Consider the following 16,832-nt stretch of genomic DNA (forward strand, 5'->3'; position numbering starts at 1 on the left):
ATGGCTTGTTGAACTTCCTGTAAAGGAAGGGAGAGCGAAATGCACCGCGAGCCGGTAAGCATTGTTCTTTAACAATTTGGAAAGCTGATAGTAATTAATACAATGATGTCTGTCGTTGTGTTAATACGAAAAAAATTGAGTTCTTAAAACACTTTTTAAGTGTCTTGAATATTCAAGTCTAAGGCGAGTCCATCTTCTTGGTCGAAGATGAGACAAGTAAAACCAGCTGGTCGCAACGACCTGGGTGAGTGAAACTCATTTGGGTTGTATGGTTAAGCGACTAAGCGTATACGGTGGATGCCTTGGCAGTCAGAGGCGATGAAGGACGTAGTAACTTGCGAAAAGCGTTGGCGAGCTAGTAACAAGCATTTGAGCTAACGATGTCCGAATGGGGGAACCCAGCAGCATAAGCTGTTATCACTACATGAATACATAGTGTAGTGAGGCGAACGAGGGGAACTGAAACATCTAAGTACCCTTAGGAAAAGAAATCAACCGAGATTCCCCTAGTAGCGGCGAGCGAACGGGGATTAGCCCTTAAGTCAGAGGGGTGTTAGTGGAATGGTCTGGAAAGTCCAGCGGCACAGGGTGATAGCCCCGTACACGAAAACTAACCTTTGATGAAATCGAGTAAGGCGGGACACGTGATATCCTGTTTGAATATGGGGGGACCATCCTCCAAGGCTAAATACTCCTGACTGACCGATAGTGAACCAGTACCGTGAGGGAAAGGCGAAAAGAACCCCTGTGAGGGGAGTGAAATAGAACCTGAAACCGTATACGTACAAGCAGTGGGAGCGGTTCTTGAGACCGTGACTGCGTACCTTTTGTATAATGGGTCAGCGACTTACGTTTTGTAGCGAGGTTAAGCGAATAGCGGAGCCGTAGGGAAACCGAGTGTTAACTGCGCGTTTAGTTGCAAGGCGTAGACCCGAAACCCGGTGATCTAGCCATGGGCAGGTTGAAGGTTGAGTAACATCAACTGGAGGACCGAACCGACTAATGTTGAAAAATTAGCGGATGACTTGTGGCTGGGGGTGAAAGGCCAATCAAACCGGGAGATATCTGGTTCTCCTCGAAAGCTATTTAGGTAGCGCCTCGGACGAACACCTTTGGGGGTAGAGCACTGTTAAGGCTAGGGGGTCATCCCGACTTACCAACCCTTTGCAAACTCCGAATACCAAAGAGTGCTATCCGGGAGACAGACGGCGGGTGCTAACGTCCGTCGTCAAAAGGGAAACAACCCAGACCGTCAGCTAAGGTCCCAAAGTGTATGTTAAGTGGGAAACGATGTGGGAAGGCTTAGACAGCTAGGATGTTGGCTTAGAAGCAGCCATCATTTAAAGAAAGCGTAATAGCTCACTAGTCGAGTCGGCCTGCGCGGAAGATGTAACGGGGCTAAACATACCACCGAAGCTACGGGTGCAATCCATTAGGGTTGCGCGGTAGAGGAGCGTTCTGTAAGCCGTTGAAGGTGAAGGGGTAACCCACGCTGGAGGTATCAGAAGTGCGAATGCTGACATGAGTAACGATAAAGGGGGTGAAAAACCCCCTCGCCGAAAGACCAAGGGTTCCTGTCCAACGTTAATCGGGGCAGGGTGAGTCGACCCCTAAGGCGAGGCCGAAAGGCGTAGTCGATGGGAAACAGATTAATATTTCTGTACTTCCGCTAACTGCGATGGAGAGACGGAGAAGGCTAGGCTAGCGCGGCGTTGGTAGTCCGCGTTTAAGGTGGTAGGTGGGTGACTTAGGCAAATCCGGGTCACTATACACTGAGAGCTGATGACGAGGTCCTACGGGACTGAAGTAGTTGATGCCATGCTTCCAGGAAAATCTTCTAAGCTTCAGGTTAGCGGGAATCGTACCCCAAACCGACACAGGTGGTCGGGTAGAGAATACCAAGGCGCTTGAGAGAACTCGGCTGAAGGAACTAGGCAAAATGGTACCGTAACTTCGGGAGAAGGTACGCTGCTGTTGGTGATGGGACTTGCTCCCTAAGCTGACGGCAGTCGCAGATACCAGGTGGCTGCAACTGTTTATCAAAAACACAGCACTGTGCAAAATCGCAAGATGACGTATACGGTGTGACGCCTGCCCGGTGCCGGAAGGTTAATTGATTGGGTTATCGCAAGAGAAGCTCATGATCGAAGCCCCGGTAAACGGCGGCCGTAACTATAACGGTCCTAAGGTAGCGAAATTCCTTGTCGGGTAAGTTCCGACCTGCACGAATGGCGTAATGATGGCCACGCTGTCTCCAGCCGAGACTCAGTGAAGTTGAAATTGCGGTGAAGATGCCGTATACCCGCGGCTAGACGGAAAGACCCCGTGAACCTTTACTATAGCTTGGCACTGAACATTGACCCTACATGTGTAGGATAGGTGGGAGACTTTGAAGCGGGAACGCTAGTTCTCGTGGAGTCGTCCTTGAAATACCACCCTTGTAGTGTTGATGTTCTAACTCTGGCCCCTTATCGGGGTTGAGGACAGTGCCTGGTGGGTAGTTTGACTGGGGCGGTCTCCTCCCAAAGAGTAACGGAGGAGCACGAAGGTTGGCTAAGTACGGTCGGACATCGTACGGTTAGTGCAATGGCATAAGCCAGCTTAACTGCGAGACAGACACGTCGAGCAGGTACGAAAGTAGGTCATAGTGATCCGGTGGTTCTGAATGGAAGGGCCATCGCTCAACGGATAAAAGGTACTCCGGGGATAACAGGCTGATACCGCCCAAGAGTTCATATCGACGGCGGTGTTTGGCACCTCGATGTCGGCTCATCACATCCTGGGGCTGAAGTCGGTCCCAAGGGTATGGCTGTTCGCCATTTAAAGTGGTACGCGAGCTGGGTTCAGAACGTCGTGAGACAGTTCGGTCCCTATCTGCCGTGGGCGTTGGATGATTGAGGGGAGTTGCTCCTAGTACGAGAGGACCGGAGTGAACGAACCGCTGGTGTTCGGGTTGTCATGCCAATGGCATTGCCCGGTAGCTATGTTCGGAATCGATAACCGCTGAAAGCATCTAAGCGGGAAGCGAGCCCCAAGATGAGTCATCCCTTGGACTTTAAGTCCACTAAAGAGCCGTTCGAGACTAGGACGTTGATAGGTCAGGTGTGTAAGCGTTGTGAGGCGTTGAGCTAACTGATACTAATGACTCGAGAGGCTTAACCATACAACCCAGATGGGTTTTACTAAGCGTGCTTAGATAGAATACAAACACTTAAGAAGTGACTCAAAACAGCTTTCCGAATTTAACTGGAATAAAAATTTATCAACTACATCCATGTAGTTGACCCTAACGGGCCGCGCTAAAGCGCGTTAAAAATTGTTCCAGACAATTTTTTGCTTGGTGACAATAGCATTGTGGTCCCACCTGATCCCATCCCGAACTCAGAAGTGAAACGCAATCGCGCCGATGGTAGTGTGGGGTCTCCCCATGTGAGAGTAGGTCATCGCCAAGCGCCTAATTTGGTCTCTACTTGAAGTAAGTAGCACCATAAAGAGTTGGAGCGGTAGTTCAGTTGGTTAGAATACCGGCCTGTCACGCCGGGGGTCGCGGGTTCGAGTCCCGTCCGCTCCGCCAACACAAAGAGATAAGCCTCATCGAAAGATGAGGCTTTTTTCTTTTATGCAGTTCAATTATCTCATTTCACTTAAATTTCTTACCAGTGAGTCGTTGTCGGGGAGTCCCGGACATACAAATCTTTAGTGTTGGCCGTTGAAATTGACTATTTCATCCCAAGATTATCTTGGTTGCTGCAATTTTGTGGCCTTCATTACAGGAGTTGATGTTATGCTTTACGATTTAACGGCAGTGCAATTTAGCAAGATGCTTAAAAATTTGAGTCTTATTCTCGAGAAAGGTGAAGTATTCGCGAATCTTAAGAAAGTGGATATGACGGTTCTGTTGAATTCACGTTTGGCTCCTGACCAATTTAACCTGATCCGTCAAGTACAAATTGCCTGTGATACGGCCAAAATAGGTGTTGCTCGCTTAACGGGTAATTTAAATACAGTACCTAAGCATGAGGATAGTGAAACAACTCTGCCTGAACTACAGGCGCGTATTGCTTCTGTTATCGAGTACTTAGCCCAATTTACGGAGGCGGATTTTGCCGATGCGTCTACGATTCAAGTTTCACAGCCGCGCTGGGAAGGTAAATATTTAACCGGATATGAGTTTGCGGTGCAGCATGCAATTCCGAATTTGTATTTCCATGTGACGACGGCCTATGCCATTTTGCGCCATAACGGTGTTGATGTCGGTAAGAAGGACTATTTAGGCCCAATGCCGTATAAGTCTTAGTCAATTTTGAATCTTGAGAATGCAAAAAAGAAAGGGCATACGCCCTTTCTTTTTCATGACTAGCCCCTTTAGGTTGGCAATTTAAAAGAAACCAAGTGGGTTAATATCGTAACTCACAAGCAGGTTTTTAGTATTTTGGTAGTGGTTTAGCATCATTTTATGAGTTTCACGACCAATGCCTGATTTTTTATAGCCACCAAAGGCTGCATGGGCTGGGTAGGCATGGTAGCAGTTAATCCAGACGCGACCCGCTTGAATGCCGCGGCCCAAACGCTGCGCGCGGTTCATATCTCTAGTCCATACACCCGCACCTAAGCCATATTCGGTATCGTTAGCTATAGCTAAGGCTTCTGCTTCATCCTTAAAGGTTGTTACCGAAATCACTGGACCAAAGATTTCCTCCTGGAAAATCCGCATTTTGTTATGGCCCTTCATGATGGTTGGGCTGATGTAATAACCTTTGCTTTGGTCGCCATCGAGCTGACACAGGGTTCCGCCTAAAAGCACCTGTGCGCCCTCGTCTTTACCAATAGCGAGATAGCTCAAGATTTTATCGAACTGTTCTCGCGATGCCTGTGCGCCGACTTGTGTGGTGGTATCGAGCGGATTGCCCTGCTTGATGGTTTGCGCGCGGGCGATGACTTTTTCAATAAATTTGTCATAAATAGATTCTTGGATTAACACCCTTGATGGACAGGTGCAGACTTCTCCTTGGTTAAAAAACGCAAGTAGCATTCCTTCAACGGCTTTATCAAGATATTCATCTTCATGATCCATCACGTCGGCAAAATACAGATTGGGTGATTTACCTCCTAACTCGACGGTTGATGGGATTAATGACTCTGCGGCACATTTTAAAATGTGGTAGCCAATTTCAGTCGAACCAGTAAAGGCGAGTTTCGCGATTCGTTTACTCATAGCGATTGCTTGTCCGGCTTCGGCACCAAAGCCGTTTACGACGTTTAATACCCCGGCTGGCAATAAATCCTCAATCAGTTCTAGCAGCACTAGGATGGACACTGGCGTTTGTTCTGCGGGTTTGAGTACCACGCAATTACCAGCGGCCAAGGCAGGGGCAATTTTCCATGCGGCCATCAGTAGTGGAAAGTTCCAAGGAATGATCTGACCTACGACCCCTAAAGGCTCGGGGAAGTGATAACTGACGGTATTGCCATCGATATCGGCGGCGCTACCTTCTTGGGCGCGGATACAGCCAGCGAAGTATCGGAAATGGTCGACAAATAAGGGAAGGTCTGCATTGAGGGTTTCACGTACCGCTTTACCATTTTCCCAGGTTTCTGCCACAGCTAAATACTCAATATTCTGCTCAACACGGTCGGCAATTCGTAGCAGTAGGTTTGCGCGTTCTGTTACTGAGGTTTTGCCCCAAGCGTCCTTTGCGGCATGGGCCGCATCGAGTGCCAGTTCAATATCGCGGTAATCGGAACGAGGGATTTGACAGAAGACCTGGCCGTTGACCGGGGAGCGATTATCGAAGTATTCCCCATTTACCGGAGCAACCCATTTGCCGCCAATAAAGTTGGCGTACTTTTCTTTAAAGTTAACGATGGCACCTTCGGTTCCTGGTTGAGCATAAATCATAGCGTTCTTCCTTTTATGGCTGCCGAGCACGAAAGGCACAGTGCTTTAACGGCGGGTCTTGTTGAAATGGTGTTCAGTTTTTCAATTTCCTCGTCGGCTAAGAAGTTGCTGGGTAAAGATTAATTTAATGATTGTTCGCCTACGTAACACCTTAGCCCTGCGGTTCAATCCATATCGCAAGGAGGGTGCCAAACTGGCAGGAGTTGTACAATTGTTGAGCTAACACTATGATGAAAAGCTAATTTTGTAGTTTTAAGGCTATTAAGCATTTACAGAATGAAAGATGCCTAGTAGTGATTTTGTCATTCAGCGGCACACTAGAGATGTGCCGAAATGGAACACTGCCAGGGGGCACGGCTATGACGGTAGAACCGCATTTGAAAAGCTCACAGGCTTGGTTAACGGAATCTTGGCAGCGTAGTATTAGCGCAGGGTTGTCGGAGTTCAGTCCGGCAGAAGAGCTCAGGCTAAATGGCCCAGATCTCAAATCTAAACATGAGAAATATCAACAGCTCATCGATTTAGTGCAATCCCATGCAGTGCCACTGTTTAACCAGTTAATGGCCCACTCCAACAGCCGATTATTGCTAGCGGATGCCGAAGGCTATGTTCTTAAGCACTGGGGAGTGAGTCGTTATTCCAGCAAACTTGCCGATGTCGCCCTCGATATTGGGGTTAACTGGCTTGAAAAATACCGAGGCACCAATGCAATCGGCACTGCGCTGACTTCAAAGCGGGCAATCGCCGTTATCGGGGACCAACATTTCATCCGCCAAAACCGCTTTATGAGTTGTACTGCCTGTCCAATATTTTCGCATGAGGGCGAAATGCTTGGAGTGCTTGATATTAGTAGCGAGCAGCATCGTCATTCGCCGCTGACCTTAATGTTAGTGTCGAGCCTAGTTCAGCAGGTAGAGATAGCACTGCTGTGTCAACTACCAGATAGTCATTATCGAATTGAACTTGCAGCACAACCGAGTCTTTTAAATTCCGGTTGGCAAGGCATTGTGATTGCCGATAGTGATGGGCGGATTGTTGGTTGTAATCCGATGGCAAAACAACTGCTTAGTCAGGCTAAGCTGGGTGATAGTATTGAGCAACATTTAGGGGGTAGTTGGGCTAGATTGGGCGGATTTCATCGAGATTTGGCGCTTCATTTGCAGACTCAAGCTATTGGACCAATGCCTATCAAAAAAATGGCAACTGCAGTTGATAAATCCCAGCCTCAATTGGGGGTGAGATTTCGTGACCCTTTACTTGAGCGCGCCTGGCAGCAAGCTAATAAGGTTCTCACTAGGCAAATTCCTCTTCTTGTCTTGGGGGAGACTGGGGTTGGTAAAGAGCAATTTGTGAAAAAGCTTCATGCTCAAAGTACTCGCCGTGCTCAGCCGCTTGTGGCTGTGAACTGTGCAGCGCTACCTGCTGAGTTGGTTGAATCTGAGTTATTTGGCTATCAAGCTGGCGCCTTTACTGGCGCCCATCGCAGCGGTTTTATCGGTAAGATTCGCCAAGCTCATGGGGGCTTTTTGTTCCTCGATGAGATTGGTGAAATGCCCCTTGCGGCGCAGAGCCGCTTACTGCGGGTTTTACAGGAGCGTGAAGTGGTGCCTGTCGGCAGTAATCAAAGTTTTAAGGTCGATATACAAATTATTGCTGCGACCCATATGGATTTAGAATCATTAGTAGCTCAAGGGTTGTTCCGTCAAGATTTGTACTACCGTCTCAATGGGTTGCAGGTGAGATTACCTGCACTTCGAGAGCGACAGGATATAGAACGCATTATCCATAAGCTGCACCGTAAGCATCGTAGCTGTGCGCAAACCATGTGTGTCCAACTACTCGATCTGCTGTTGCACTACGATTGGCCGGGTAACCTACGTGAGTTAGATAACCTGATGCAAGTTGCTTGTTTAATGGCGGAGGGGGAGGAGGTATTAGATCTGATGCATTTACCCGACTATTTGGCCAACAAGTTAGCTAAGTGCGCCGCTAAACCAACGGTAGGTATTAATCAGCATGTTATAACAGGGAGTTGCCTGCAGAAAAACGAATCGCTACATAGTGCGATTAATCAGAATGTATTGCAGGTATTTAGCGCGTGCGAAGGCAATGTCAGCCAATGTGCTAAGCGATTAGGTATTAGTCGTAACGCCTTATATCGCAGGTTAAAGCAACTTGGCATAAAGGATTGAGGTAGCCAAATCATCCGGTGTTTGACAAAAGTACTTACCACGTGAAATGTGACCCGATAGTAAGCGCCATCGGGTTTTGTCTTATGCGGGTAAACTAATGATGACCTCAAGCCCATTAGGAATGCGGTTATTTGCTTTAATACTGCCCTTATGGGCGCTGATGGCGGCTTCAGTGATCGCAAGCCCTAAACCCCAGCCGCCGCTTTCCCTTTGTCTGGCGGTATCGGGTCGGTAGAAGGGTTTGAATATCGCTTCAAGTTCCTCAGCTGGAACACCTGGGCCATCGTCTTGAATACAGATATAGATCTGTTCACCCTGTTGTTTAGCCTCAATATGAATCTCATAGTCGGCATAACGGATGGCATTACGGAGTAGATTTTCTACCGCGCGAGATAACGACTTAGGATAGTGACTAAGTTCAATTGCTTCGTCGATATCAATACTGAGTTGTTTACCCTGTTGTTCGGCTTCAAACTCGGCATCATCAAGCACTTGGCTTAATGACTCGGCCAAACCTAAATGCACGCGTGTCTCATTGTTACTTAGCTTGACGCGCGAGAGTTCAAGCAGTTCGGTAATAAGCTGTTCGAGTTGTTCAGCCTCGTAGGCAATGCGGTCAGTCTCGGTCGACTGCTGGCCTTTTTTACGGGCAAGGGCCAATGATAATTGCAATCGTGTAAGCGGCGTACGTAATTCATGGGAAATATCGCCCATTAATCGCTGCTGATTCTTCACCATGGCTTCAATCGAGTCGGCCATGCTGTTGAAAGCGGTGGCGAGCTGACCAATTTCATCACTGCGCTGTGTCGTTGATTTGTCGACTCGGTGACTCAAATCCCCTTTAGCGAGCGCATTGGCACTTTTTTTAAGTGAATTTAGTGGCTTGCCTAAATGCCACGCCAACAAGCCGCAGAGTAAGCCCGAGAGCAAAATGGCAAGGCTTAGGGTTAATAGTTTGTTTTCAATGAAAAAGAAGAACCAAGGCCGAGGGTGCATATCCGGCAGGCGGCCGTAAAGGAAATAGGGTTCACCGTTCAACATTAATCTTGCCGGACCGAAGACAAATTCATCTTTAAATTGATGACTTATAGGCGTTTGTTCTTCATCTGCCATTAGCATAAAGCTGCGAACATTGCGGCTTACTCTATTGGTGTTAACCACTTGCCCCTGTGAATTGGCAAGATAAAGTCTAACTGGTTTGCCCTCCATTTTGCCGCGTCTTTCCCAACGACGCAGGAAATCTGACTGCAGCACAGCAGGATTTTCCTCGATGCGCATTGCGATGTTTTCGAGCATCTGTGCCATTGGTGGCGGGACTGGTGCCCTATCGTGGTTCTGTTGCAGTAACGGCAACAGACCGACAATGGCGATGATCAAAGAGCTGCAGAGCCAAAATCCTAGGAGTAACTTGATAAATAGACGATTAGGCACGTGAGTCTCCGCCATCAGGGAAGCCAGATATAACCTTTACCACGAATGGTTTTTACTCTGGGTCTGCCATCGGTTCGCTCTGGGAGTTTTTTGCGTAAATTCGACAAATGCATATCTAAGCTTCTATCGAATGGCATCAGCTTTTTGCCCAGCACTAGTTCATTGAGCACTTCTTTATTCATCAACTCGCCAGAGTGGGAGGCCAGTGTATGTAACAGGGTGAATTCAGTGCCAGTTAGAATGATCAATTGCTCATTGCAATAGGCTTCTTGGCGTGAAGGGTCTAGGCGTAGATCGCCAAAATCGAGCTCGGTTGTGGCTTGGAGCTCTTGTGAAGTGAGATGGGAGCGACGAATGATGGCGCGCACACGTGCAATAAGCTCTCTATCATTAAAGGGTTTAGGTAGGTAATCGTCGGCACCGATTTCAAGGCCAACCACGCGGTCAATTTCATCGCCACGGGCGGTTAGCATAAGCACGGGCGTTTGTTTATGTTGACGCAGGGCACGCAGCACTTCAAAACCACTGAGTTTGGGCAGCATAACGTCCAAAAGAATCAAATCGAAATCCGACGCTAGCGCGAGCTCTAAACCCTGTTTGCCATCGTAGGCCATGTTGAGTTTAAAACCTTCGAGCTCGAGTAATTGGCCTAGGAGTTCTGAAAGACCTAAATCGTCATCGATTAACAATATGCGACTCATAGTGCTCCTTTATCTTGATGATGTAGCGTTAAAACAGTCACTTTTGCTGCTTCGGCTGAGTATACCGCTTTTGGTGTCAATTGCTGTGTAGCAATGTAAGCTAAAGTAAAGATCACGAGGCCTGATAATTTCACGGCAACTTTACATTCATTTACTCAGGTCACGCCCACACTTACATAGGAGGCTTTAGACTGTAATCGTCGAAAGTGATTCGGCTTTTAAATGGCTCGTCACTGTGTCTTGTCTTTGCAATTGCAAATGAACTATTGAGGTAAACATGATGAAAACATTATCCCCATTAAAAGCTAGCCTATTTGCTATCTTGGCAAGTACTACTGTATTGGCTACATCAGTGAGTGCTGAGCCAGAAAAAGATATGGGTCGCCACCACGGTGATTTTCACCATAAGGGAGAGCGCATGGGGCGCGATGGTATGCACCGAATGTTCGAGGGGCTCGATCTGACCGAAGCGCAAAAAGCCGATATTAAGAAGCTGTTTGCAGAACAACGTGCAGTCCGTAAAGAGAATCGTCCACCCAAGGAAGAACGTGAAGCTATGCGTAAGGACATGCAGGAAATTGTGACTGCGAGCAGCTTTGATGAGGTCAAGGCAAAGGCGTGGTTAGATGCCCAACAGGAAAAGCGCCAATCCCAGATGATCGAACATTTGAAGATGCAGAACCAAATCTACAATCTGCTGACGCCTGAACAACAGACTAAGTTCAAAGCGAGATTTGAAGCACAAGCTGAAAAAGAACCACAAGGTTAAGCTGTCTTACTGTTATACAATAGAGTCATAGTTTCCAGATATTTAACCCTATGACTCAAACTTCTCAATACGATTTCTGGGTCAAACTGGCTAGCCGTGCATCCGTGGCTACCGCTTTGACCCTGATTATTATCAAGCTACTGGCTTGGTTATATTCAGGCTCGGCCAGTATGCTGGCGTCCTTAACGGATTCCTTTGCCGATGCACTCGCCTCGATTATTAATTTTATTGCCATTCGCTATGCCATTGTGCCTGCCGACTCGGATCACCGTTATGGCCATGGTAAAGCCGAGCCCTTAGCGTCACTCGCCCAGTCAGCCTTTATTATGGGCTCAGCCTTTTTGCTGTTGTTTTATGGCGGCGAGCGTTTAATTAATCCCGTTGAAGTTGAGCATGCCACTTTAGGTGTTGCTGTATCGGGAGTCGCGATAGTGTTGACCTTAGCGCTAGTGATGTTACAAAAGCGCGCCCTCGCTGCAACTAATAGCACAGTTGTAGAAGCGGATTCGCTGCACTATAAATCGGATTTATTTCTTAATGCCGCGGTCTTGCTGGCACTCGTTTTATCCCAATATGGCTGGTGGTGGGCCGATGGGCTATTTGCGGTAATGATTGCCTTTTATATTGGTCATCAAGCATTTGATTTGGGATATCGCTCTATTCAGGCGTTACTAGATAGAGAACTTGACGATGATACTCGCCAGCGCATTAAACAGATTGCGAAGGAGGATCCAAGGGTGCAAGGGCTACATGATTTGCGCACTCGCCAAGCGGGAAAAACCATTTTTATTCAGTTCCACCTCGAACTGGATGGCCGCTTAACCCTAAAAGAAGCCCACAGTATTGCCGACTCTACAGGGATCCGAGTCAAAGAGGCCTTTGAGGATGCCGAGGTTATTATTCACCAAGATCCTGTGTAATCGCTTGGTTGCTAAATTGATCTTATATTGTTGTTTATTTGGTTTTGCATGGATGCAAAACCTGTCATTTACCCCGAAAACTCCCCACTTTTTAACCTTAATTGTCGATATATTTTGCTACGTATTTACTAAATAAATCCCTGTTGTACCATCCGCTCGGCTTCGTGATTACCTAGAAGATCATAAGGAAACTAAATGAAAAAATTTGCCCTTGCAGCCTTAGCACTATTAGCTGCGCTGTCGACTGGTCAGGCTCTGGCGGCCAATACTACCGGCTTTTATATTGGTGGTTCATTAAACCAAACAACGCTTGACGATTCCTATGGTTCTATCTCTGGAGTTGGATTAGGGATTTATGGTGGTTACAATTTCAATGAATGGTTTGGCTTAGAGTCTAACCTCTTTGGCTCAGGTGATTTAGGCGAAAACGGCTACGATATGAGTGCTGTGGTCGTTAACATCACACCGAAGTTTACTCTGCAGTTAAGTAACACTGTTGGTGTTTACGCTAAAATCGGCCTTGCCTCTATGGCGGTGAATATTAGTGGTTACGAGTACGGTTATAACTATGACTATTACTTTGAGGACAACAACACTGGTACGGGGATAACCTTTGGCTTTGGTTTGAATGCGGCTGTGACTAAGCATCTTAATTTACGTGTTAGTTACGATGTGACATCGGGCGATGTTGGCTACTATTACGGCGATGAAAACACAGATATCAGACAGTTAGCTCTTGGCCTGCATTATCAATTTTAAGTTGTTTAGTTCTGAATTGTTAATGAGTTAAAAAAAGGGATAGCCATGGGCTATCCTTTTTGTATTCCTAGTCCATTTGATAGTTCCATAGCCTATAGGTCAGCGTATTGCGATTTCCACTTAGGTGTTTTGCGGCTTTTGCTGCGATAGAAGATGCAGTAAATATCATAATTGTAAGACACAGATTTAGGGTCTAATGCCTAAAGGAATTGCTACTTTACTATTAGTCATTAATTCGTATGGTTCACAGTATATTTACAATTCGAAATTCTGGTGTAATATCCGCGTGACTTCATGATTTCATTGAAGATTATAAGGATATAAAATGAACAAGTTTGCCCTTTCAGCCGTTGCGTTACTATCTTCTCTTGTCACAACTCAGGTCCTAGCTGCCGATAGCACTGGTTTTTATATCGGAGGTGCTTTAAACCAAACTACTCTTGATGATTCCTACGACTCTATTTCTGGTACAGGGCTAGGTCTATATGGTGGTTACAATTTCAATAGCTGGTTCGGTTTAGAGTCAAATTTGTTTGGCTCTGGCGATCTCGGTGAGCAAGGTTTCGATATTAGTGTAGCCGTTTTCAATGTGACCCCAAAATTTACTTGGCAAGTGAATGAAACATTTGGACTTTATGCAAAGATAGGCCTTGCTTCTGCAGCGGTGAATGTGAGTGGCTATGGCATTGATGAAGACTTTACTGGCTATGGCTGGACTTTCGGCGTAGGTATGAATATGGCTATGACTGAAAACCTTAACTTACGTTTAAGCTACGATGTAACAGAGGGGGAGCTAGAGGCGGATCATTATGATTTTGATGACTTCGATGGGGAAATCCAACAGTTAGCTATTGGCTTGCACTATCAGTTTTAAGCTGATTACTTGAGTTAACCAAAGGGATAGCCATTAGCTATCCCTTTTTTGTTAGTCCATCGACAGCTCTTTCAGCTTTCGGGTCAAGGTATTACGGCCCCAGCCTAAGCGTTTTGCGGCTTCCTGTTTATGGCCTTGGGTGTGTTTGAGTGCGGTTTCAAGCAGAATGCGCTCGAAGGCGGGCTGAACTTCCGTAAGCAGATCGCTATTCCCCTCGGAGAGTTTCTGATCTATCCACTCGGTCAAGGCCGATTGCCAGTCTTGGCTGCCTTTTGCCTGATGATTGATGCTGATAGGCTCTTTCAATAGCTCAGGTGGCAAATCCTGGGGCAGAATTTCTTGTCCCGAAGCCATCACAGTTAACCAGCGGCAGGTGTTTTCTAATTGACGTACGTTGCCAGGCCAAGGTAGTTGCGACAATTTAGCTGCCGTTTCCTTGGTGAGGATCTTAGTCTCGACGCCAATCTCCTTGGCCGCTGAGGCTAAAAAGTGAGTCGCCAGTTGCGGGATATCCTCGCGGCGTTGTGACAGTGGCGGTAGATGCACTCGAATCACATTGAGGCGGTGGAACAGGTCTTCTCTGAAACCGCCTTTTTGAACCAATAATTCAAGATCCTGATGGGTTGCGGCGATGATACGTACATCCACCTGCACGGCGCTATGGCCTCCGACGCGGTAGAACTGACCATCGGCCAGAACTCGCAGCAGACGGGTTTGTACATCTAACGGCATATCGCCGATTTCATCTAAGAATAGCGTACCGCCGTTGGCCTGCTCGAAGCGTCCTTGGCGCACGTTGGCTGCGCCGGTAAAAGCACCTTTCTCATGACCAAATAGTTCTGATTCGATTAAATCCTTTGGAATAGCGGCCATATTCAAAGCAATAAAGGGTTTATCCTTGCGTGGGCTGTGTTTGTGTAGCGCACCGGCAACCAATTCTTTACCCGTTCCCGATTGCCCGTTAATTAACACGCTGATCGATGAGCGAGAAAGGCGGCCAATGGCCCGAAAAACTTCTTGCATCGCTGGTGCTTCGCCAATGATTTCAGGTGTTTTGACCTGTGTCTCCTGCGATGGCGTCGGGCTCTGCTCGGTCGCGTGGGTAAGGGCGCGCTCAACCAATGAAATGGCTTCATCGATATCGAAGGGTTTGGGTAAATACTCGAAGGCTCCGGCCTGATAGGCACTCACCGCACTGTCTAAATCGGAATGCGCCGTCATGATGATCACCGGAATATGCGGGTAATGCATCTGTAAGCGTTCGAGCAGGGTAAGACCGTCAGTGCCTGGCATGCGAATATCGGAGACTATGACCCTCGGCTGGGAAATTTCTAATGCCTGCCACAGGGACTCCGCTGCCGCGAAGCTGGCGGTGCTAAGTTTGGCACCTTGGAGTGCTTTTTCGAGCACCCATCGAATCGAACTATCGTCGTCGAGGATCCACACTTGTTCACTCATTCGCATTTTGCTTCCTCATACGGTCTTGGTTGGTTCTGGCAATGTTACTTTTAAACTCAGTTACTTGGCGCTTAAAATCGGTAACGAGATAATAAATTCGGTATGTCCCGGACTTGAGATACAGTCGATTCTGCCCGAGTGTAGACGTGCAATGTTATGGGCGATGGATAGCCCTAAGCCTGAGCCCTGCTCACGGCTAGTTACCATTGGATAAAACAGGGTATCCATCAGCTCGGGCGGAATACCTGGGCCATTGTCGATAATCGACAGGGTAAGCACTAATTTATGTCTTTGTGTGCCGATAGTGACCTGATGCTGAGTACGAGTGCGGATAAGGATTTCGCCGCCGCTATGTTCGAGCGCCTGCACCGCATTTTGTAAAATGTTCAGCACGGCCTGTTGCATCTGATCGGGGTCGATTTCGATATCGGGGATCGACGGATCGTAATCCCGTTTCAATTGGATGTTGGCAGGTAGCGCCATTTCGACCAATTTATACACCTTCTGCACTACCTCATGGATATTGTGCACGCTGTGCTGAGTCGGACGCTGCGGGCCTAGTAGCCTGTCGACCAAATTTCGCAGACGGTCAGCCTGCTCGATGATGAGGTTAGTAAATTCTTTTTGTGCCGGGTCTTCGAGTTCGCGCGACAATAACTGCGCCGCACCGCGCAGACCGCCTAAGGGGTTTTTAATCTCATGGGCGAGGTTACGCACTAAAAACTGCGCTGCTTGTTGCTGGGCATCTTGGCTCAATTGCTGGTGGATTCGGCGTTGCTGATCGACCTGACGTAGTTCAAGCAGACTAAGTTGCGATTCTTCCTCGAGCGGGATCAGGGTTAGATCGACGGTATGATGTTGGCCATCTAATGTGACTAGGGCTGCGGTGTTGACAGTCAGGCTTTGGCCACTTCTGACCGCATCACTTAATAATTGCGCCTCAACCCCAAGAATTTGGTAATGCTCAGGCAGGTATTGTTCAACGAGTCTGTGGCTGCCCACTCCCAATAGTTGCTCTGCGGCGGCATTGGCATAGCAGGTCTTAAGTCCCTTATCTATGACAAGTACAGCGGTCACTAAATGATTGAGCAGAGATTCTTTATCCATCTACCGTTCCTGAAAATAGGGTTGCACCACTATGGTGCACCAATTTGGTGCAAGCTGCAACTCGTCAACATCAAGCGGTCTATAATGGATGGCAAATTATAACAACATGTATTTAAAGCTATTTTAAGCATTTAAAACCGGTTGTTTGTTCCTTAATGCACAGACGCCTGATGAAGAAAAATCTTTCTTGGTTGGCTTGATGCAAAGACTTTGCCGTTTTGAAGCATGGCATCTACTACTATGGTGTGTTCACCACGATCGATATTGGTGAGGTGGAAGATGGGGCGTTCCTGCGGAGAGCCAATCGTCTGGCCATCGAGTTTTAAGCTGAAAAGGAGTTTACCTTTGATTTCGGGGGTGACAGTCACAGTGACATCAAGATCACCGTTGTTATCTCTGAGTGTTTCTTCTTCCTGCGGCGAGGTAATGATCACTTGGTATTTGATTGGTTCAGCTTTAGTCGTTGGCTCATTGCTGACCGAGGGGATTGGTAATGCGATTTGGTTTTGTGTTTTTTCATTTAACTCAACCACTTCTGCCTTAGGGTGGGGTTCATCGGAATAATGAACTTTGCCATCCTTATCGACCCATTTATACACAGTTGCCTGAGCCAGAAGGCTAATGAGTAATAAGCTTAAAAGAGTGAAAATACGCATTAGAAAGTCCTATTGCCAAAGGAGTTAAGTTACTCAAGATTAGTCTGTTTTGTATCAAAAAGCATG

12 protein-coding genes, 1 tRNA gene and 2 rRNA genes are annotated in these 16,832 nt (G+C 47.3%); 9 read left to right on the forward strand and 6 right to left on the reverse strand.

The features are described from left to right. Positions 1–270: 270 nt before the first annotated feature. The 4 genes from K0H61_RS00960 to K0H61_RS00975 all read left to right on the forward strand — a co-directional run bounded on the left by K0H61_RS00960 (position 271) and on the right by K0H61_RS00975 (position 4,297). Positions 271–3,163 (forward strand): 23S ribosomal RNA (locus K0H61_RS00960). A gap of 173 nt (positions 3,164–3,336) precedes the next feature. Next, positions 3,337–3,452, forward strand: a 5S ribosomal RNA gene (rrf, locus tag K0H61_RS00965). A gap of 45 nt (positions 3,453–3,497) precedes the next feature. Continuing rightward, positions 3,498–3,574 (forward strand) — tRNA-Asp (locus tag K0H61_RS00970). A gap of 210 nt (positions 3,575–3,784) precedes the next feature. After that, entirely contained in the window at positions 3,785–4,297 is a 513-nt protein-coding gene (locus K0H61_RS00975; RefSeq protein ID WP_220050921.1) for a DUF1993 domain-containing protein, read from the forward strand. Between the two features lie 81 nt (positions 4,298–4,378). On the opposite strand, the gene exaC is transcribed toward K0H61_RS00975, so the two are convergent. Then, complete coding sequence (gene exaC / locus K0H61_RS00980; protein ID WP_220050922.1) at positions 4,379–5,899, reverse strand: acetaldehyde dehydrogenase ExaC; 1,521 nt, start codon at positions 5,897–5,899, stop codon at positions 4,379–4,381. 359 nt (positions 5,900–6,258) lie between these two features. Between exaC and K0H61_RS00985 the strand changes: the two genes are divergently transcribed. Further along, a complete protein-coding gene (locus K0H61_RS00985; protein WP_220050923.1) occupies positions 6,259–8,091 on the forward strand; it encodes a sigma-54-dependent Fis family transcriptional regulator in 1,833 nt (610 codons plus the stop codon). Between the two features lie 81 nt (positions 8,092–8,172). Here the strand turns inward: K0H61_RS00985 and K0H61_RS00990 are convergent, their stop codons facing one another. After that, positions 8,173–9,537, reverse strand: a complete 1,365-nt coding sequence (locus K0H61_RS00990) for an ATP-binding protein (RefSeq protein WP_220050924.1) — start codon at positions 9,535–9,537, stop codon at positions 8,173–8,175. Beyond that, positions 9,537–10,223 (reverse strand): response regulator, encoded by a 687-nt coding sequence (locus tag K0H61_RS00995; protein ID WP_220050925.1) that lies wholly within the window; start codon positions 10,221–10,223, stop codon positions 9,537–9,539. Before K0H61_RS00995 ends, K0H61_RS00990 begins: the two co-directional genes overlap by 1 nt. 280 nt (positions 10,224–10,503) lie before the next feature. Between K0H61_RS00995 and K0H61_RS01000 the strand changes: the two genes are divergently transcribed. The 4 genes from K0H61_RS01000 to K0H61_RS01015 all read left to right on the forward strand — a co-directional run bounded on the left by K0H61_RS01000 (position 10,504) and on the right by K0H61_RS01015 (position 13,545). Then, positions 10,504–10,992 (forward strand): Spy/CpxP family protein refolding chaperone, encoded by a 489-nt coding sequence (locus K0H61_RS01000; RefSeq protein ID WP_220052374.1) that lies wholly within the window; start codon positions 10,504–10,506, stop codon positions 10,990–10,992. Between the two features lie 50 nt (positions 10,993–11,042). Next, positions 11,043–11,912 (forward strand): cation efflux pump FieF, encoded by an 870-nt coding sequence (gene fieF, locus K0H61_RS01005; protein ID WP_220050926.1) that lies wholly within the window; start codon positions 11,043–11,045, stop codon positions 11,910–11,912. Between the two features lie 195 nt (positions 11,913–12,107). After that, positions 12,108–12,671, forward strand: a complete 564-nt coding sequence (locus K0H61_RS01010) for a porin family protein (protein ID WP_220050927.1) — start codon at positions 12,108–12,110, stop codon at positions 12,669–12,671. A 325-nt stretch (positions 12,672–12,996) separates the two neighbouring features. Next, complete coding sequence (locus tag K0H61_RS01015; protein WP_220050928.1) at positions 12,997–13,545, forward strand: porin family protein; 549 nt, start codon at positions 12,997–12,999, stop codon at positions 13,543–13,545. A 51-nt stretch (positions 13,546–13,596) separates the two neighbouring features. Here K0H61_RS01015 and glnG read toward each other — a convergent pair whose 3' ends face one another. The 3 genes from glnG to K0H61_RS01030 all read right to left on the reverse strand — a co-directional run bounded on the left by glnG (position 13,597) and on the right by K0H61_RS01030 (position 16,766). Beyond that, a complete protein-coding gene (glnG, locus tag K0H61_RS01020; RefSeq protein WP_220050929.1) occupies positions 13,597–15,009 on the reverse strand; it encodes a nitrogen regulation protein NR(I) in 1,413 nt (470 codons plus the stop codon). Positions 15,010–15,063: 54 nt separating this feature from the next. Further along, entirely contained in the window at positions 15,064–16,110 is a 1,047-nt protein-coding gene (gene glnL / locus K0H61_RS01025) for a nitrogen regulation protein NR(II) (RefSeq protein WP_220050930.1), read from the reverse strand. Positions 16,111–16,262: 152 nt separating this feature from the next. Then, positions 16,263–16,766 carry a DUF4124 domain-containing protein gene (locus K0H61_RS01030; RefSeq protein WP_220050931.1) on the reverse strand — a complete coding sequence of 168 codons (504 nt, stop codon included), beginning with the start codon at positions 16,764–16,766 and terminating at the stop codon, positions 16,263–16,265. Positions 16,767–16,832: the final 66 nt, after the last annotated feature.

It is taken from the genome of Shewanella acanthi, from assembly GCF_019457475.1.
Classification (GTDB): Bacteria; Pseudomonadota; Gammaproteobacteria; order Enterobacterales; family Shewanellaceae; genus Shewanella; species Shewanella acanthi.